General features: G+C 47.1%; 12 protein-coding genes and 3 pseudogenes. 9 read left to right on the top strand and 6 right to left on the bottom strand.

The genetic code is table 11. The annotated features are described in order from the left end of the window. Positions 1–34 precede the first annotated feature (34 nt). The 4 genes and pseudogenes from MJQ52_RS06435 (at position 35) to MJQ52_RS06420 (ending at position 4,227) form a co-directional block, all read left to right on the top strand. Positions 35–1,778, top strand: a pseudogene (locus MJQ52_RS06435) (phospho-sugar mutase). A 145-nt stretch (positions 1,779–1,923) separates the two neighbouring features. Continuing rightward, positions 1,924–3,060 carry a GAF domain-containing sensor histidine kinase gene (locus MJQ52_RS06430; protein WP_094247111.1) on the top strand — a complete coding sequence of 379 codons (1,137 nt, stop codon included), beginning with the start codon at positions 1,924–1,926 and terminating at the stop codon, positions 3,058–3,060. Further along, positions 3,060–3,707 (top strand): response regulator, encoded by a 648-nt coding sequence (locus tag MJQ52_RS06425; protein ID WP_070081558.1) that lies wholly within the window; start codon positions 3,060–3,062, stop codon positions 3,705–3,707. Before MJQ52_RS06430 ends, MJQ52_RS06425 begins: the two co-directional genes overlap by 1 nt. Next, a pseudogene (locus MJQ52_RS06420) lies at positions 3,704–4,227 on the top strand (NADPH-dependent FMN reductase). Before MJQ52_RS06425 ends, MJQ52_RS06420 begins: the two are co-directional and overlap by 4 nt. Before the next feature lie 13 nt (positions 4,228–4,240). Here the strand turns inward: MJQ52_RS06420 and MJQ52_RS06415 are convergent. Continuing rightward, positions 4,241–4,483 (bottom strand): YhdB family protein, encoded by a 243-nt coding sequence (locus MJQ52_RS06415; protein ID WP_070081560.1) that lies wholly within the window; start codon positions 4,481–4,483, stop codon positions 4,241–4,243. Positions 4,484–4,674: 191 nt separating this feature from the next. On the opposite strand from MJQ52_RS06415, the gene MJQ52_RS06410 reads away from it, so the two are divergent. Further along, positions 4,675–4,998 carry a DUF3889 domain-containing protein gene (locus MJQ52_RS06410; RefSeq protein WP_003155332.1) on the top strand — a complete coding sequence of 108 codons (324 nt, stop codon included), beginning with the start codon at positions 4,675–4,677 and terminating at the stop codon, positions 4,996–4,998. Between the two features lie 42 nt (positions 4,999–5,040). Here the strand turns inward: MJQ52_RS06410 and MJQ52_RS06405 are convergent, their stop codons facing one another. The 3 genes from MJQ52_RS06405 to MJQ52_RS06395 form a co-directional block, all read right to left on the bottom strand. Then, entirely contained in the window at positions 5,041–6,486 is a 1,446-nt protein-coding gene (locus MJQ52_RS06405; protein WP_077721993.1) for a peptidoglycan endopeptidase, read from the bottom strand. Between the two features lie 179 nt (positions 6,487–6,665). Continuing rightward, positions 6,666–7,100: a nitric oxide-sensing transcriptional repressor NsrR gene (nsrR, locus tag MJQ52_RS06400; RefSeq protein ID WP_007610306.1), complete on the bottom strand. Its 435-nt coding sequence runs from the start codon at positions 7,098–7,100 to the stop codon at positions 6,666–6,668. Between the two features lie 133 nt (positions 7,101–7,233). Then, entirely contained in the window at positions 7,234–8,748 is a 1,515-nt protein-coding gene (locus MJQ52_RS06395; RefSeq protein WP_031378438.1) for a mechanosensitive ion channel, read from the bottom strand. 169 nt (positions 8,749–8,917) lie between these two features. Here MJQ52_RS06395 and MJQ52_RS06390 point away from each other — a divergent pair, with 169 nt between their 5' ends. Continuing rightward, positions 8,918–10,324 (top strand): SpoVR family protein, encoded by a 1,407-nt coding sequence (locus MJQ52_RS06390; RefSeq protein ID WP_060562081.1) that lies wholly within the window; start codon positions 8,918–8,920, stop codon positions 10,322–10,324. Positions 10,325–10,361: 37 nt separating this feature from the next. On the opposite strand, the gene MJQ52_RS06385 is transcribed toward MJQ52_RS06390, so the two are convergent. Continuing rightward, positions 10,362–11,741, bottom strand: coding sequence for an alkaline phosphatase (locus MJQ52_RS06385; RefSeq protein WP_146283679.1), 1,380 nt, complete (start codon positions 11,739–11,741; stop codon positions 10,362–10,364). Positions 11,742–12,199: 458 nt separating this feature from the next. Between MJQ52_RS06385 and MJQ52_RS06380 the strand changes: the two genes are divergently transcribed. Further along, positions 12,200–13,024, top strand: coding sequence for a LysM peptidoglycan-binding domain-containing protein (locus MJQ52_RS06380; protein WP_434181869.1), 825 nt, complete (start codon positions 12,200–12,202; stop codon positions 13,022–13,024). Positions 13,025–13,092: 68 nt separating this feature from the next. Here MJQ52_RS06380 and MJQ52_RS06375 read toward each other — a convergent pair whose 3' ends face one another. Beyond that, positions 13,093–13,968, bottom strand: a complete 876-nt coding sequence (locus tag MJQ52_RS06375; protein ID WP_015239479.1) for a LysR family transcriptional regulator — start codon at positions 13,966–13,968, stop codon at positions 13,093–13,095. A 109-nt stretch (positions 13,969–14,077) separates the two neighbouring features. On the opposite strand from MJQ52_RS06375, the gene MJQ52_RS06370 reads away from it, so the two are divergent. Next, positions 14,078–15,181 carry a citrate synthase/methylcitrate synthase gene (locus tag MJQ52_RS06370; RefSeq protein WP_024085068.1) on the top strand — a complete coding sequence of 368 codons (1,104 nt, stop codon included), beginning with the start codon at positions 14,078–14,080 and terminating at the stop codon, positions 15,179–15,181. A 79-nt stretch (positions 15,182–15,260) separates the two neighbouring features. Then, positions 15,261–16,129: pseudogene (locus MJQ52_RS06365) on the top strand (SDR family oxidoreductase). Positions 16,130–16,308 lie beyond the last annotated feature (179 nt).

Here is a 16,308-nt window from a genome sequence, read left to right as displayed (position 1 = left end):
TATGGTCATAAGCTGAAATTATAGGAGGACGAACATGAGTTGGAGTAAGAGTTACGAACGCTGGAATCAGGCCGAACAATTAGATTCAGAATTGAAAAAATTATTGGCGGACGCAGAAGGAAACGAGCAGCTGCTGGAAGATTTTTTCTACAAAAATCTTGAGTTCGGAACAGGAGGCATGAGAGGAGAAATCGGGCCGGGTACGAACAGAATGAACATTTACACGGTCCGCAAAGCATCTGCCGGACTTGCGGCGTATATCGCGAAACAGGGGGAAGACGCGAAAAAAAAGAGGGGTTGCGATCGCATACGACTCCCGTCATAAATCTCCTGAGTTTGCGATGGAAGCTGCAAAAACCCTTGCTTCCCAAGGCATTCAAACATACGTATTTGATGAGCTCCGCCCGACGCCTGAGCTGTCTTTTGCGGTGAGAAAGCTGAACGCTTATGCCGGCATCGTCGTGACGGCCAGCCATAACCCGCCTGAATATAACGGATATAAAGTGTACGGCGATGACGGCGCACAGCTGCCGCCGAAAGAAGCGGACATCGTCATTGCGGAAGTGAATGCCATAGAAAATGAATTAACGATTCAAGTTGAAGATGAACAGTCGCTGAAAGAAAAAGGTTTGATTAAAATAATCGGTGAAGAAATTGATAAACCGTATACTGAAAAACTGACTTCCATCTCCGTACATCCCGAGCTTTCGGATGAAGTGGATGTCAGCGTCGTGTTCACTCCGCTGCACGGCACGGCAAATAAACCGGTGCGCCGCGGTCTCGAAGCACTCGGTTACAAAAACGTCACCGTCGTAAAGGAGCAAGAGCTGCCGGACCCGGATTTTTCAACCGTCAAATCGCCGAATCCGGAAGAGCACGCGGCATTCGAATATGCCATTAAGCTCGGAGAAGAACAAAATGCCGATATTCTCGTCGCTACGGACCCGGATGCCGACCGTCTCGGCATTGCCGTAAAAAACAGCGAAGGCAAGTACACAGTGCTGACGGGAAACCAGACAGGCGCGCTTTTATTGCATTACCTGCTTTCCGAGAAGAAAAAACAGGGCACCCTTCCTGAAAACGGTGTCGTCATGAAAACGATTGTCACGAGCGAATTGGGCCGCGCCGTCGCTTCATCGTTCGGATTAGATACGGTTGACACGCTGACAGGCTTCAAATTTATCGGTGAAAAGATCAAAGAATATGAAAAATCAGGCCAATACACGTTCCAGTTCGGGTATGAAGAAAGCTACGGCTACTTAATCGGCGATTTCGCGCGTGACAAAGACGCGATCCAGGCTGCGCTGTTAGCCGTCGAGGTATGCGCCTTTTATAAAAAGCAGGGCATGTCGCTTTATGACGCGCTGCTGTCCATTTTTAAAGAATACGGATATTACCGTGAAGGCTTGAAGTCATTGACGTTAAAAGGAAAACAGGGAGCAGAGCAGATTTCCGCTATCCTGACTTCATTCCGAAACGATCCGCCGAAGCAGATGGCCGGAAAACAAATCACGCAGGCTGAAGACTATTCAACGGGAAAACGGACTGTATTTGCCGATCATCATGAAGAAGATATTGATCTGCCGAAGTCAAATGTCCTGAAATATTTCCTTGAAGACGGCTCTTGGTTCTGCCTTCGTCCATCAGGAACGGAGCCGAAAGTGAAGTTCTATTTCGCCGTGAAGGGAACTTCTTTACAAGACAGCGAACAGCGTCTTGCCGCATTATCTGAAGCAGTCATGAAAACGGTGGATGACATAGTGGAAAAAACGAAATAAACAACAAACCGCCGGAAGCGACATCCGGCGGTTTTTTTATACGCCTCATCCGAAAGTATGAGGAAAATTCATGCTGAAAACAAAGGAATATACAGAAAAGAATTGATATAATATGGATAATTCTGATTGGCCGGAGTGAGGGAAATTGACGAAAACGACGGTAGAAACGTTAAAAACGTTAAAAGCGATTGCGGAAACCTTAAACCAAAACCACGATTTAAAGGAAGCGCTTGATAAAGTGCTCCGCGAACTGCTCAGCCTGACCGGACTGCAGACAGGGTGGATTTTTCTGATTGAGCCGGACGGGTCTTATACGCTCGCCGCATCCGCTTATTTACCGCCGGCTCTCGGTCAGCGGGAAAATGCACTCATGTGCAGCGGGGAATGCTATTGTCTGACCAAATTCAGCAATGGCGGATTGACAAAGGCCGTAAACATAATGAATTGTAAACGGATTGAATTTGCGGAACAGACGACGAACTGCCGCGATACGGAGGGCATTACCCATCATGCGACCGTACCGCTTGAGGACGGCGGCCGGAAGTTCGGTTTATTAAACGTCGCCGCAAGTGAAAAGACATTTTTCAACGAAGAAGAACTGCATCTGCTTGAAGCGGTTGCATTTCAAATCGGAACGGCGATTCAGCGGATGAAATTGGCCGAATTTGAGCAGCAGAACGCCCTGTTGATGGAACGAAGCAGACTTGCGCAAGACCTGCATGATTCCGTCAATCAGATGCTGTTTTCTGTCAGCTTAACGGCAAAAGCCGCAAAGAGCTTTACAGATGATGATCGGCTCCGGCAGATGATTACGTTTATTCAAGAGCTGTCTCAGGATGCGCTAACAGAAATGAGGGCGCTCATTTGGCAGCTGAAGCCGGAAAGCTTAACGAAAGGGCTGTATGCGTCGATCAAAAGCTACGCCGCTCTTATCGGCCTGGAAGCCGTTTGTGAAACGGAGGATGAGCTGGAGCTTACGGATGAACAGGAACACGCGCTTTGGCGGATCGCCCAGGAAGCCTTGAATAACTGTAAAAAGCATGCGGGAACGGACCGGGTTATCATTTCCGCCGTTAAAAAGCCGGGTTACGCTGAGCTTCACATTAGCGACCGTGGAGCGGGCTTCAGCTCTGATGCGCATGCTGTGCTCCCATCGCTCGGCGTGGCCGGCATGAAAGCGCGGGCTGAAGCGATCGGAGGCCGCTTTACACTGCAATCCGAGCTTGGCGCCGGAACGATTGTCTCCGTTCGGCTTCCGTTTCGGGACAGGAGGTCTGATTGATGAAAATTGTGATTGCTGATGATCATCATGTTGTCCGCAAAGGACTGCGCTATTTCTTCGCCACTCAGGAAGACATTGAAGTTGTCGGTGAGGCGTCCACCGGTGCTGAAGCGCTTCATCAAGCTGAAAAGACGGAGCCGGACATCATTCTGATGGATTTATCAATGCCTGATATGGACGGCATTGAAGCGGCAAAAATTGCGGCTGAACGATTTCCGGACATCAGTATCGTCGTTTTGACGAGCTATTCTGATCAGGAGCACGTCATTCCCGCCCTTAAAGCCGGCGCAAAAGCGTATCAGCTGAAAGACGCTCAGCCCGATGATTTAGTGAAAACGCTCCGGGAAGTGTATTCCGGACGTTACCGGCTGTCGGCGGATATTGTGCCTCACGTGCTGACCCATATGGTTCAGGATAATCAGGATAAGGAAAAATATTATCAGCTGACCCCCCGTGAAAAAGATGTTCTTCAAGAAATAGCCAAAGGAAAAAGCAATAAGGAAATTGCGGCGGCACTGTTTATTTCAGAAAAAACAGTGAAGACCCACGTGTCCAACCTGCTGTCAAAGCTGAATCTTTCCGATCGGACGCAGGCGGCATTGTATGCGGTAAAATATAATGTTTTTGGAAAGGCGGTAAAATCATGAGCATATTAGTGATCAGCGGCACACCGAGAAAAAACGGGCGGACTAGAATTGCCGCTTCTTATATCAGAGATCGGTTTCATACCGATTTTATTGATTTGAGCGAAAGTGAACTGCCGCTTTATAACGGTGAAGAAGAACAGAATGAGCTGCCTTCAGTGCAAAAGTTAAGGCAGCAGGTGAAAAAGTCGGCGGCCGTCGTCTTATTATCTCCCGAGTATCACAGCGGCATGAGCGGCGCTTTAAAAAACGCCATCGATTTTTTAAGCAGGATCACTGGGCATACAAACCGGTGGCCATCATTGCCGCGGCGGGCGGAGGAAAAGGAGGCATGAACGCGCTGGCGAATATGCGGACGGTCATGCGGGGCGTCTATGCAAATGTCATCCCGAAACAGCTGGTATTAGACCCGATTCACATCGACATGGAGCGCCGGACCGTATCTGAGGATATGGCGGTCAGCCTGAAAGACATGATCGAAGAGCTGAATATGTTCACAAACACAAGAAATCCCGGCGTATGACGCCGGGATTGTTTTATGTCAAAATGGCTAATTGATCTTCATAAGCGAGCTCTGTCGCATGATCAATATACCCGAGAAGGGAATACAGCTCTTTTTCAAGCACCGCATGATCGTATTCGAAATGATACGCGTGCAGAAAGTGCTCAATACGCTTTGATAATAAATCATCTTTTGTACGAACCATCAAAATCAGCAAATTGTCCCATTGAGACCGGTGTGTGTAATACAAGGCTTTATCATAATCGGCATGATCCATCTTACGCTTCTCCTTTCAATGAGAAGTTCTCCGTTAGTTTATGCCGCCGAAGCCCGGATGCAACGGGGGAAAACTTGGTGTCCTTATCACTGCGGCATAGCAATATGAGGGAGACATAAAATAAAACCGCATATCCGTCTCTTCTTTGGACACGCTAAGATTGACAAAAAACGACTCAGGAGAACAAAAAGATGAAATCCCTTCCATTTGCGCTTGCCCTCTTGTTTTGCGGCATTCTCATTGCCTCTATCGCTGAAAAAGGGCATACAGAACACCTCGATCCGTCAGTTGAAAAATGGGAACAGCTCGCATGGAACCAGCTTGAACGTGAATACAAGGGGGCCGAGCTTACCGATTATTCGTACATGGGCCGTACAAAAGTGAACAGGGAACAGACGAAAGACGTGTTTCGCGTAACGGTGCAAACCGCAAAAGAAACGTTTTCATCCCGTGCTGAAGTGTATTTCCATCCCGTAACAAAACACGTGATCAGCATCAATATTTTCAGACTGTAAAAAAGCTGCACAGCCTTATGCGGCCGTACAGCTTATCAGATATCAGAAGAAACGTTTTGCGCCGAGGTAGCGCTGTTTCCAATAGGAATTGTTCATGCTGGAAATAACGACACCCGAATCGTTGGCATTAATAAACTGGCCGTTCCCGAGATAAATACCGACGTGGGAAGGTCCGGCTTTATAAGTTGAGAAAAAGACAAAGTCACCGACCGCCGGCTGGCTGACTGATGTCATCGTATTCCAGTAGCCTGCGGCTGAAAGTCTGGATACAGAAGTGACCTTATTGAGAACGTAATAAATGAAACCGCTGCAGTCAAAGCCTCTCGGCGTCGTCCCGCCCCATACATACGGTACGCCCAGCTGAGCTTTTGCGGCATCGATCATTACATTAATCTTCGCGCTTGTTGAACCTGTGCCGCCGGACTGATTCGGTGTCGTGTTTGTCTGCTGCCCGGTAATCGTCAGCTTCTGTCCGATTTGTAGAACGTCTGTTTTCAGATTGTTTTTCTCGCGGATCTGCTGGGCGGTTACATTGAACTTTTGGGCGATCACCCATAAAGAATCCCCGCTTTTCACGGTATATGTAGTGGTTTTCCCTGTATTTCCGGACTGGTTCGGAGCTGACGGTGAAGACGAAGAGCCGGAAGAAGACGTTTTGGTCAGCTTCAGCACTTGTCCGACCCGCAGCATGTCTGACGTCAGTTTGTTGATGCTTCTGATTTGCTGAACCGTCATATTGTATGCGTTTGCGATTTTCCAGAGTGAGTCTCCGCTTTTTACTGTATAGGAGGACGTTTGCGTCTGGTTTTTATTTTGGTTTGAATTGTCTTTTGACGGCGTGTTTCCCGAAGAAGACGTTCCTTTTGTTTTCAGGACTTGGTTTACGTAGATCGTATCCGTTTTTAAGTTGTTTAATACTTTGAGTTCCGCAATGGTCATATTGACGCTGTTTGCGATCTTCCATAGGGAATCGCCGAGTTTTACTTTATAGGTCCCGGAAGATGATGACTGATTTTTGCTGCTGTTTGAGCTGCTGCCCGGCGCGGTTTTTTTCTGATCGGTGCTTGAGGAAACTTTCCCCGTCACTTGCAGCTTCTGTCCGGCGCGGATTAAGTCGCTTGTCAGACCGTTCAATTTTTTCAGTTCCTGTACGGACATTTTAAAATCAGATGCGATCAGCCACAGCGAATCGCCGTTTTTCACTGTATAAACGCTTTTAGTCGTGCCGCTGTTCTTTGAAGATGGCTTTTTGCTGCCGGAATCTGATTTGCCGTTAGGGATGGTGAGCGTCTGCCCGATAGAAATAACGGTGGATTTTAGATGATTCGCTGATGTAATGGCATCCACGCTTGTATTGTAGTTTTGGGCAAGCTTCCATAATGAATCTCCGCTTTTAACCTTAATCGTTTGTGCTTCTGCCGGTGTTACAGCTAACGCAGACCCGACGATCGCAGATGCAGTCAAACCGACCGCTACCTTTTTTTTCATAGTGAATCTCCCTTTTCCTGCGATAATTTTTCTATCCCCATTCGTTGCAGCCGCAAGGTGAGGATATCAGTAATGATAATCTTTATATCGGCACTTGTCTGCAATCGTTTATCATATTAATAGAAATAGTCCTTTTTTCTTATGCCGGCATAAAAAAAAGAAGGAATGCGGACATTCCTTCAGCTTCTGAGCAGTCTCATAATCTCCTCTTTGTTTTTGACCAGATCCCTTAACGTATATTTGTCTAAAACGGCCAGGTAAGCTTGCAGGGCTTCATTCAGAAGGTTCTTTAAGTTGCAGGCGGGAGATATGATACAGAGATTTTTTTTGGAGTCAAAGCATTCTACGATGTTAAAGTCGTCTTCTGTATTTCGAACGACTTCTCCAATGTTTATGTCTTCCGGTGTCATTCCTAATCGAATTCCGCCTCCCCGGCCCCGGATCGTTTCGACATACCCGAGCTGGCCGAGACGGTAAATGACTTTCATGAGGTGGTTTTTAGAGATGGAATAAGTATCTGCGATTTCTTTTATGTTGGAAAGTTCGTCGGAATGTCTGGAAGCCAAAAAAATCAAAACGCGTAAAGAGTAATCGGTATAGTTCGTTAATTTCATAGAATGACCTCGAAAAAAGAGATTTTGCTTCTGTTACAGTCTATCATATATGAATCTAAAATGAAAAAAAAGGAATTTGCTCCCTTAACTTTTAAAAAAAACGTGCGCTCCTTCTGAGCACACGTTTTTTTCGTTAAGACATCGGCGGCTTACGATCGTCAGCCGATTGATGTTTTTCAATTTTGCGATCCAATTTTGCGAGATAACGGGAGGCAAATTCTTTTCCGCCAAGCCCGAATGAAAGTCCGAAGGCAAGCGCGAAACCGCCCAGAATCAGAATAAACGCGGCATTTACGATCGTGTCGGCGACACCGAGCTGATCCAGCGCCATAAAGATTGAGAGAGTGATAATGGTATATTTCGCAAGCGGCGCCAGGAATCTGAATTCCTTTCCGCTCAGCATGCCGGCAAGCAGCCTGCTGACGAGCTGTCCGGCCAAAAGTCCGATTCCGAGAATAAATACAGCGGCCAGAACATTAGGCAGGTAAGCGATAATACCGGTTGCGATAACGACGAGAAATTCGAGATGAACAAGCTGCAGCGCCTCTGCCGTAAAGAGCAGGACGATGATGATCTGAACAATCATGCCGACCGTCTGAGAAAGCGTCAGCTTCGGGGTGCCCGCCTGTTCAAAGCCCATTTTACCGAGAAGAGAGTCGAAACCGGCCCGGTGCAAGAGCCCGGATACAATGCTGTTGACCCATTTTCCGACCCAGATGCCGGCGATGATCAGCACAATACCGATGATGATATTAGGTAGCATTGTGAAGACCGTGTGCAGCATGGCTGACGCCGGTTCAGAAATACCCGCCACATCAAGCCGGTCAAGCGCAGAGATGATCACCGGAATGAAAATCAGCACGTAGACAATCGTTCCGATGATTGCCGACAGGCTCGTATCCTTCAGATAAATAGAAAGCCCCATACGTGCGGCGAGCCTTTCCGTGCCGATACTCGCCAGAAAGTTTGTGACGATATCACGGACGAGACGGGCAACAAGCCAGCCGATTAAAACAATCAGCGCCGCGGCGAATAATTTCGGTATAAAGGACAAAACGCTTTGGATCATATTTGTAAACGGCCCTGATACTCCGCTGATCTGGAGAGCGGACAAGACGCCGGGCAGGAACAAGAGCAAGACGAAGTAAAAAACGATTCGTGAAGCGGCCGTAACGGATCTGCTCATCTCCGCTTCTTCAGACACCATTGTCCATTTTCTGAGCCGGCCGTTTTCAGCGAGTTTCATGCCCGCTTTTTTGACGAGATAGCTGAAAAGCGAAGCGGCCGCCCAGCCCACGAGCAGAATCAAGCCGGCTTTTAAAACGCTCGGCACAGCCGCCGTTATCGCCGACAGCATGCTGACAAAAGGCGAAGCCACGGTTGTCAGATGCAGAATGTTAAAGAATAGAATAAAAACGATGATTAATGCGATAAAATAAATGACTTTACTGATGACTTTTTCTGAGGAATAGCGCGCCGGCTTTTTTTCGGCGAACAGCCTGTCGTCGATTTTTGTTTTTTGCAGGCCTTTGTATACGGCTTTTTCAATGATTTTGGCAATGCCCCAGCCGATAAGCAGGACGAGCAGTGCAATGATCAGATTCGGGAGTTTGCTGAGATACGTCGTAAGCATGTCTGCTGTATTCAAGTAGAATCGCTCCTTTTCTTTTTGGGGTATGGTGTGTGTTTTACCCACTTACATATAAAGCAAACGGGGCGGATGTGCCGAAAGTTTTCAGTCGGAAACCGGCCTGTTATTTCATCTTTTGAGAGGAGGGGTCATACATTATAAATAAGTCCAAGTAGGGGGGATTCGCTTGAACGCGGAGGAGACAAAAGGTTTACAGCGGGCAATTGAGGAAATAACCGATATTGCGAAGGGTTTCGGCCTTGATTTCTACCCGATGAGATATGAAATTTGCCCGGCTGAAATTATTTATACATTCGGCGCGTACGGCATGCCAACGAGATTCAGCCACTGGAGTTTCGGCAAACAATTTCATAAGATGAAACTCCATTATGATCTCGGTTTGAGCAAAATTTATGAACTTGTCATTAATTCCAACCCTTGCTACGCTTTTTTGCTGGACAGCAATTCGCTGATCCAAAATAAATTAATTGTAGCCCATGTTCTTGCCCATTGTGATTTTTTCAAAAATAACTGCCGCTTTCAAAATACGAACCGGGACATGGTTGAGAGTATGGCGGCTGCGGCGGAGCGGATTAAGCATTATGAAAGAATTCACGGGATAAAAGAGGTGGAGTCCTTTTTAGATGCCATTCTGGCGATTCAGGAGCATATCGATCCGTCGCTTGTCAGGCCGAAGCTGCTGTGGAGCGTCGATGACGAAGAGGAGGACGAAGAAGAAACCGCGGCATCGCCTTACGATGATTTATGGGGAATGGATAAGCCGAAGCAGGTGAAAAAGAAAAAAGGGAAAAAACCGTTTCCGCCCCGGCCGGAAAAAGATATTCTGCTGTTTATCGAGGAACATTCGCGAGAGCTTGAACCGTGGCAGCGTGACATCTTAACCATGATGAGAGAAGAAATGCTGTATTTCTGGCCTCAGCTGGAAACGAAAATCATGAACGAAGGCTGGGCATCCTATTGGCATCAGCGGATTATCCGCGAGCTTGACCTGACTTCAGATGAAGCCATCGAATTTGCGAAGCTGAACGCAGGCGTCGTTCAGCCGTCAAAAACGGGAATCAACCCGTATTATTTAGGGCTGAAAATTTTTGAAGACATCGAAGAGCGTTATGACAACCCGACAGATGAAATGAAAAAAACAGGGGTAAAGCCCGGTTCCGGCCGCGAGAAAATGTTTGAGGTCAGGGAAATTGAATCGGATATCTCATTTATCCGCAATTATTTGACGAAAGATCTCGTCATGCGTGAGGATTTGTATTTATTCCAAAAGCAGGGCAGGGACTATAAAGTGATCGACAAAGAATGGAAGGCCGTGCGCGACCAGCTCGTGAACATGCGGGTCAACGGGGGATTTCCTTATCTGACCGTCAATGACGGGGATTACCTGAAGAATAATGAGCTTTATATTAAACATTGGTATGAGGGAATTGAGCTTGATCTGAAATACTTGGAGAAAGTGCTGCCGTATCTGTACCAGCTGTGGGGCAGGAGCGTGCACATCGAATCTGTTCTTGAAGACAGAGAAGTGATGTTCTCGTATGACGGCAAAGGAGTGCACCGGAGATATCTGTAAAAGAAGAAAGGATGCGGGGAAACCCCCGCATCCTTTTTTATTTTCCGTGTTTCAGGATGTGAAAAATCTTTTTGGCCTGGTCCGTGTTGTTTAAAAGCCCCGTAAATGACTCTCTTCCCGGACCGTATGCGTAAACGGGAACTTCTTCGCCCGTATGATCGCCGGTTGTCCAGCCGCTGTTGGTTTTCGCATTAAAAAGCTTAATGATCGATTTGTAGACGCTCTTGTCAGCATCCTGTTTTGCGGCCGTTTCGATCTGTTTAATTTCAGCTTTTGACCATTTCAGGTCTGTATAACGCGCAAGCACGGAAGATACGGATTTGCCCGCTTTGATTTGGTCAGCCATAAATGCCGGGGTTTTCTTGGCGGCAAGAATCGGTTCAACATGCCAGTTTTTATCGTCATTTGCGCCGATCGTCAATCCGCCGGTGGTATGATCAGCCGTGGCAACGACAAGCGTATGTTTGTCCTTTTTGGCAAATGCGATCGCTGCTTTATATGCTTTTTCAAAATCCTTCATTTCACTCATTGCGCCGACTATATCATTGTCATGTCCCGCCCAGTCTATTTGGCTGCCTTCGACCATTAAGAAGAACCCTTTTTTATTCTTGTTCAGCCTGTCGATCGCCGCCGTTGTCATGTCTTCTAATGAAGGGACGGCGTTTGACCGATCGATTGCTTTATCGAGTCCGCCATCGGCAAACAGGCCGAGAATCTTCTTGTTACGATCTTTTTTCAGCTCCTGTTTTGATGTCACATAGCTGTATCCCGCTTTTTTGAAATCCTTTGTTACATTGCGGTCTTTACGGATAAAGTTTGATTTGCCGCCTCCGAGGAGCACATCGACTTTTTGTTTTCCGTTGATGCGGTCATCAAAGTAGCTGCTTGCGATGTCATCCATATTCTTTCGGGATTTGTTATGGGCTCCGAATGCCGCAGGGGTGGCGTGGGCAATCTCCGAAGTTGCGACAAGTCCGGTGGATTTCCCTCTTTGTTTCGCTTCTTCGAGGACGGATTTGACCCGCTTTCCTTTTTTATCGACTCCGATCGCCGCGTTATACGTTTTCACGCCCGTAGCCATTGCCGTGCCAGCCGCCGCGGAATCGGTAATATTGGAATCAGGATCGTCAGGATAAGTCATCATCATACCGGCGAGATTGGGGTCGAATGCCGTCAGTTTCATACCATCCGAAGGCTTTCCTTTGTTAATGACCGAACGGTAGGCGTTCATATAGGGAGCGCCCATTCCGTCGCCGACCATGAAGATGACGTTTCTGATCTCGTTTTTGTCAGGCTGTTTTTTTGCCGCAGCCTGTTCAGAGTGCTGAAACCCCGCGCCCGCAATCAGACCGGCTGTCAGCACGGATACGGCTGCCGCCGGCAGAAGTTTTGATCGAACCTGTTTAAATAGATTCATTCTCACTCGTCCTCCTTTAATCGTGTCTGCATGTCTAATGGTAGGGGGTGTTTGTAAAGAGCGCCTGTTTCTCCTGTAAATTTCAGGTGAAACATTGTTAGAAATGTAAATTCCGGTGTAACTTATGTTTTCAAGAAAGGGTGAAAACCATTCACTTTTTTGAAAAAGACGAGGATTTTTTTAACAAGGAGTTATTTGGAAAGTAAACTTCTTTGTTTTTCCAAAATACGAGGATCACAGGAAAAAAACATGACAAATTGACTCGTTTTTCGTCACGTTTGAAATCAAATTGAAATATTTAATACCCTTAAAAAATTTTTTCAAAAACGAATTAGTAAGAAATTTGTCACGGGAAGTCAAGTCTATTTCTAGTGGAAATTGAACCTTATAATAGGAAACAGATAAAAACTTTAAAAAAGAGACACATAAAATAGATAGAATCATTCGGGGAGGAAAATATGAAAAAGCAACTTGTTACAGCAACAACGGCAGTGGTTTTGGGGACGACTTTGTTTGCGGGCGCGGCGTCTGCGCAAACGATTAAGGTAAAAAAAGGCGATACATTATGGGGACTTTCAAATCGGTATGGAACGTCAATTAATTCCATTAAATCTGAGAACAAATTAAAATCGGATATCATTTACATCGGTCAGACGCTTTCGATCAACGGTAAATCATCTTCAGGTTCAAATTCGGGCAGCAAGTCATCATCGTCTACATATAAAGTCGTAAAAGGCGACAGCCTTTGGAAAATTGCGAATAAATATAAAATGACGGTAAACCAATTAAAAAGTTTAAACGGTTTAAAAACGGACCTGATCCGCATCGGGCAAGTGCTTAAAGTAAAAGGATCAACTTCCGGTTCAGCGTCTTCAGGATCTTCGTCATCAAAGAAGCCTTCATCCAGCCATAATATTGCACAGACGAGCCTGAATGTAAACAAGCTGATTTCTGATGCGCAATCTTTAATCGGCACGCCGTATGTATGGGGCGGAACTACGACTTCCGGCTTTGACTGCAGCGGATTTATCTGGTACCTGTTAAACAAACAGACGAGTGTCGGCAGAACAAGCACTGCGGGATACTGGAGCTCAATGAAGAGCGTGTACAGCCCGTCAAGAGGAGACTTCGTCTTCTTTACAACATATCAAGCCGGCCCTTCACACATGGGTGTGTACATCGGAAACAACAAGTTCATCCATGCCGGTTCTGACGGCGTCACAACAAGTGATCTGAATAACAGCTACTGGAAGCCGCGCTACCTGGGCGCGAAAAGATTCTAGCAGTGAGAGAAACCCGTTCATCCGAACGGGTTTTTTATTTAGACGGGGCAGAGCTCCATTTGTTTCACCTAAAAATGAAAATGTGATAAAAAATCTAAAAAGGTTTTCTTTTTTTCATTTTCATAGAGGGCGATGGCGTACGCGCCCGCGCTCGGCATCTGGGCGAATTCGCACGGAATTTCAATCATGCTGCCTGCGGCGAGTTCGGACCGTACCGCTGACAGCGGCAGAAATGAGACGCCCAGCCCCTCTTTAATAAATCGTTTCGTAATATGCGTCTGTGTCACCTTCATTGTTCTGACGAAAGGGAACTGTATTCTGACCTGGCGGAGCAAATCATCCCAATAGTCAGGATGGTTATGGGTCAAAAGCAGATATTGTCCGAACAGGTCTTTCACTTCATCCGCCTTCCCTGTCCCGGGTTTTCGGCCGGGTGGCGCGACGAGGACAACGGGGTCATTGTACAGGGGGCGGCAAGTGAGGGAAGATGATTGCACCTTTAAGCAGCTCAGTCCGATATCGGCTGAGCCGTTTCTGATTTGAGAGGCGATTTCTTCCGATTCGAAAATGGTGACCGTCATTTCGGTTTCTTTATTGTCCTCTGTATAACGTTTCATGACAGACGGGAGAACGGTGTCGGCGATAAGCGGCGAAACAGCGAGTGTCAGCGTGTGCGAGTAGCCCTGGCGCACCCTGTGCAGCTCCGCCATGCTGTTTTCATAGTCTTCCAAAAGTCTCATGGCAAACGGCACGTATGCTTTTCCTTCTTCCGTCAATTGTATTTTCCGGCCGCTCCGCTGAAACAGCTTGCAGCTGATTTCTTTCTCTAATAATTTTATATGAACGGTGACGGTCGGCTGAGATAAAAAAAGCGTTTCCGCCGTTTTTCTGAAATTCTCATATTTTGCCGCGGTGACGAAGGTGTGAAGCCATTTAAAATCCATAGATGCACTCCTCTGATTAAAAGTTTTAATTAATTCCCTTAAAAATATTCATTATTTTTTAAATATTATATTTACTATAATAACAGAAAGAGGATAAGGGGGAATGAAATTGATTTATCGTGGATTGAAAGGGATTACTTGTGCAGAAACGGCGATCAGCCACATTGACGGAGAAAAGGGGCATTTAATATATCGCGGCTATGACGCGAAGGATATCGCATTGCAATTCAGTTTTGAAGAAGCGGCGTATCTCATTTTGAACGGGGCGCTTCCTGATGAGCGGCAATTGCTTGCGTTTCAGGAAGAACTTGCAGCCGAGCGCGGGCTTCCGAAACATTTGATCGGCTTACTGGAAACGCTTCCGGATGAAATGGACGACATGGCGGTGCTGAGAACGGCTGTTTCGGGTTTGGGCACAGATTCATTTACATATCCGCCCAAGCCGGAAGAAGCGATTAAACTGATTGCCGTCACACCGACGATTATTGCGTACAGATACCGCCGTAAACAAGGGCAGGAAGCGCTGTCACCCGAGGCGCGATACGGACACGTTGAAAACTATTTGTATATGCTGACAGGCAGGCAGCCGTCCGCAGCCCAAAAGAAAGCGCTTGAGACGTATATGATTCTGGCGATGGAACACGGGATGAATGCATCGACTTTTTCAGCGAGAGTCACGGTTTCGACTGAATCGGACTTAGTGTCTGCCGTCACTGCCGCACTGGGTACGATGAAAGGGCCGCTGCACGGAGGCGCGCCTTCAGGCGTCACGAAAATGCTTGAAGACATCGGGGAAAAAGAAAATGCAGAAGCGTATTTGACAGCGAAGCTTATGAGGGGAGAACGCCTGATGGGCTTCGGGCACAGGGTGTACAAAACAAAAGACCCGCGGGCGGAAGCGCTGCGCATAAAGGCTGAAGAAGTGGCGGGAAATGATCCGTCGCTTGACTTGGCGCTTTATGTGGAGAAGGAAGCCATCCGCTTGTTAGAGCAATATAAGCCCGGACGGAAGCTGTATACGAATGTGGAGTTTTACGCAGCGGCTGTGATGCAGGCCATTGATGTCGACAATGATTTATTTACGCCGACCTTTTCAGCAAGCAGAATGGCAGGCTGGTGCGCACATGTGCTTGAACAGTCCGCTGACAACATGATTTACAGACCGTCTGCGAAATACACCGGCGCTTTTCCCGAAACGGCTCAGCAGCTTTAATTACCGGCATATTTGTCCGTTTAACTCCCCGCACTGCGTGGTATCGTCTCAGTAATACCAATTGCAGGAGTGTGAGAATATGAATCCGATGGACAGACAGACGGAAGGACAAAAGCCGCAGGTGCAAAACCGCCAGCCCGGCATTGAGTCAGACATGGAGCCAAAACCGCTCTTGGAGGACCCGGATGTAAAAGGATCGGGCAGATTAAAAGGAAAAATCGCCGTCATCACGGGCGGAGACAGCGGCATCGGCGCAGCGGCTGCGATCGCTTACGCGAAGGAAGGGGCGGATCTTGCCATCCTGTACCTAGACGAACATGCCGATGCCGAGAGAACGAAAAAGCGTGCGGAAGAATACCAGGCCGAATGCCTGTTAATTCCGGGAGACGTCGGTGATGAGGCGCATTGTCAGAAGGCGGTCCGGCAAGTCTTAGATCACTACGGAAAAATAGATATTCTCGTTAATAATGCGGCTGAGCGCATCCGCAAAACGGGATTCTTGATATTACGGCTGAACAGCTGGAGAAGACATTCCGTACAAACATGTTTTCTATGTTTCATATGACTAAAGCTGTGCTGCCTCATCTCAAAAGAGGGAGCGCCATCATTAATACAACGTCGATTACCGCTTATCAGGGAGACACATCATTGATCGACTATTCGTGCACGAAAGGCGGCATCGTTTCCTTTACGCGTTCAATGGCGATGTCATTGGCCGATCAGGGGATCAGAGTAAATGCGGTGGCCCCCGGGCCGATCTGGACCGCCCTGATTCCGGCAACGTTTACTGAAGAAAAGGTGGAAAAGCACGGTCTGGACACTCCGATGGGAAGACCGGGACAGCCTGCGGAACACGCCGGAGCTTACGTGCTTCTGGCTTCAGACGAATCTTCCTATATGACGGGGCAAACCATTCACGTAAATGGCGGCAGGTTTATTTCAACATAATACGCAAGTCTTATCCCGCGCTTTTAAAAAGTGCGGGATTTTTATTTGATTACATATGAATACGATTTTTAAAAAATGGAAGTCTCCAGCCGAATCACTAATGTTAATATTTCACAGCAGAGAATCCGCTGAGTTCTGTTTTATGAAAACTGAAATAATATATAGAATTTTCAAAAAGT

Origin of the sequence: Bacillus sp. jun7 (genome assembly GCF_051034795.1) — a bacterium.
GTDB classification, from domain to species: Bacteria; Bacillota; Bacilli; order Bacillales; family Bacillaceae; genus Bacillus; species Bacillus velezensis.
This window is presented reverse-complemented; position numbering and strand designations above follow the sequence as displayed.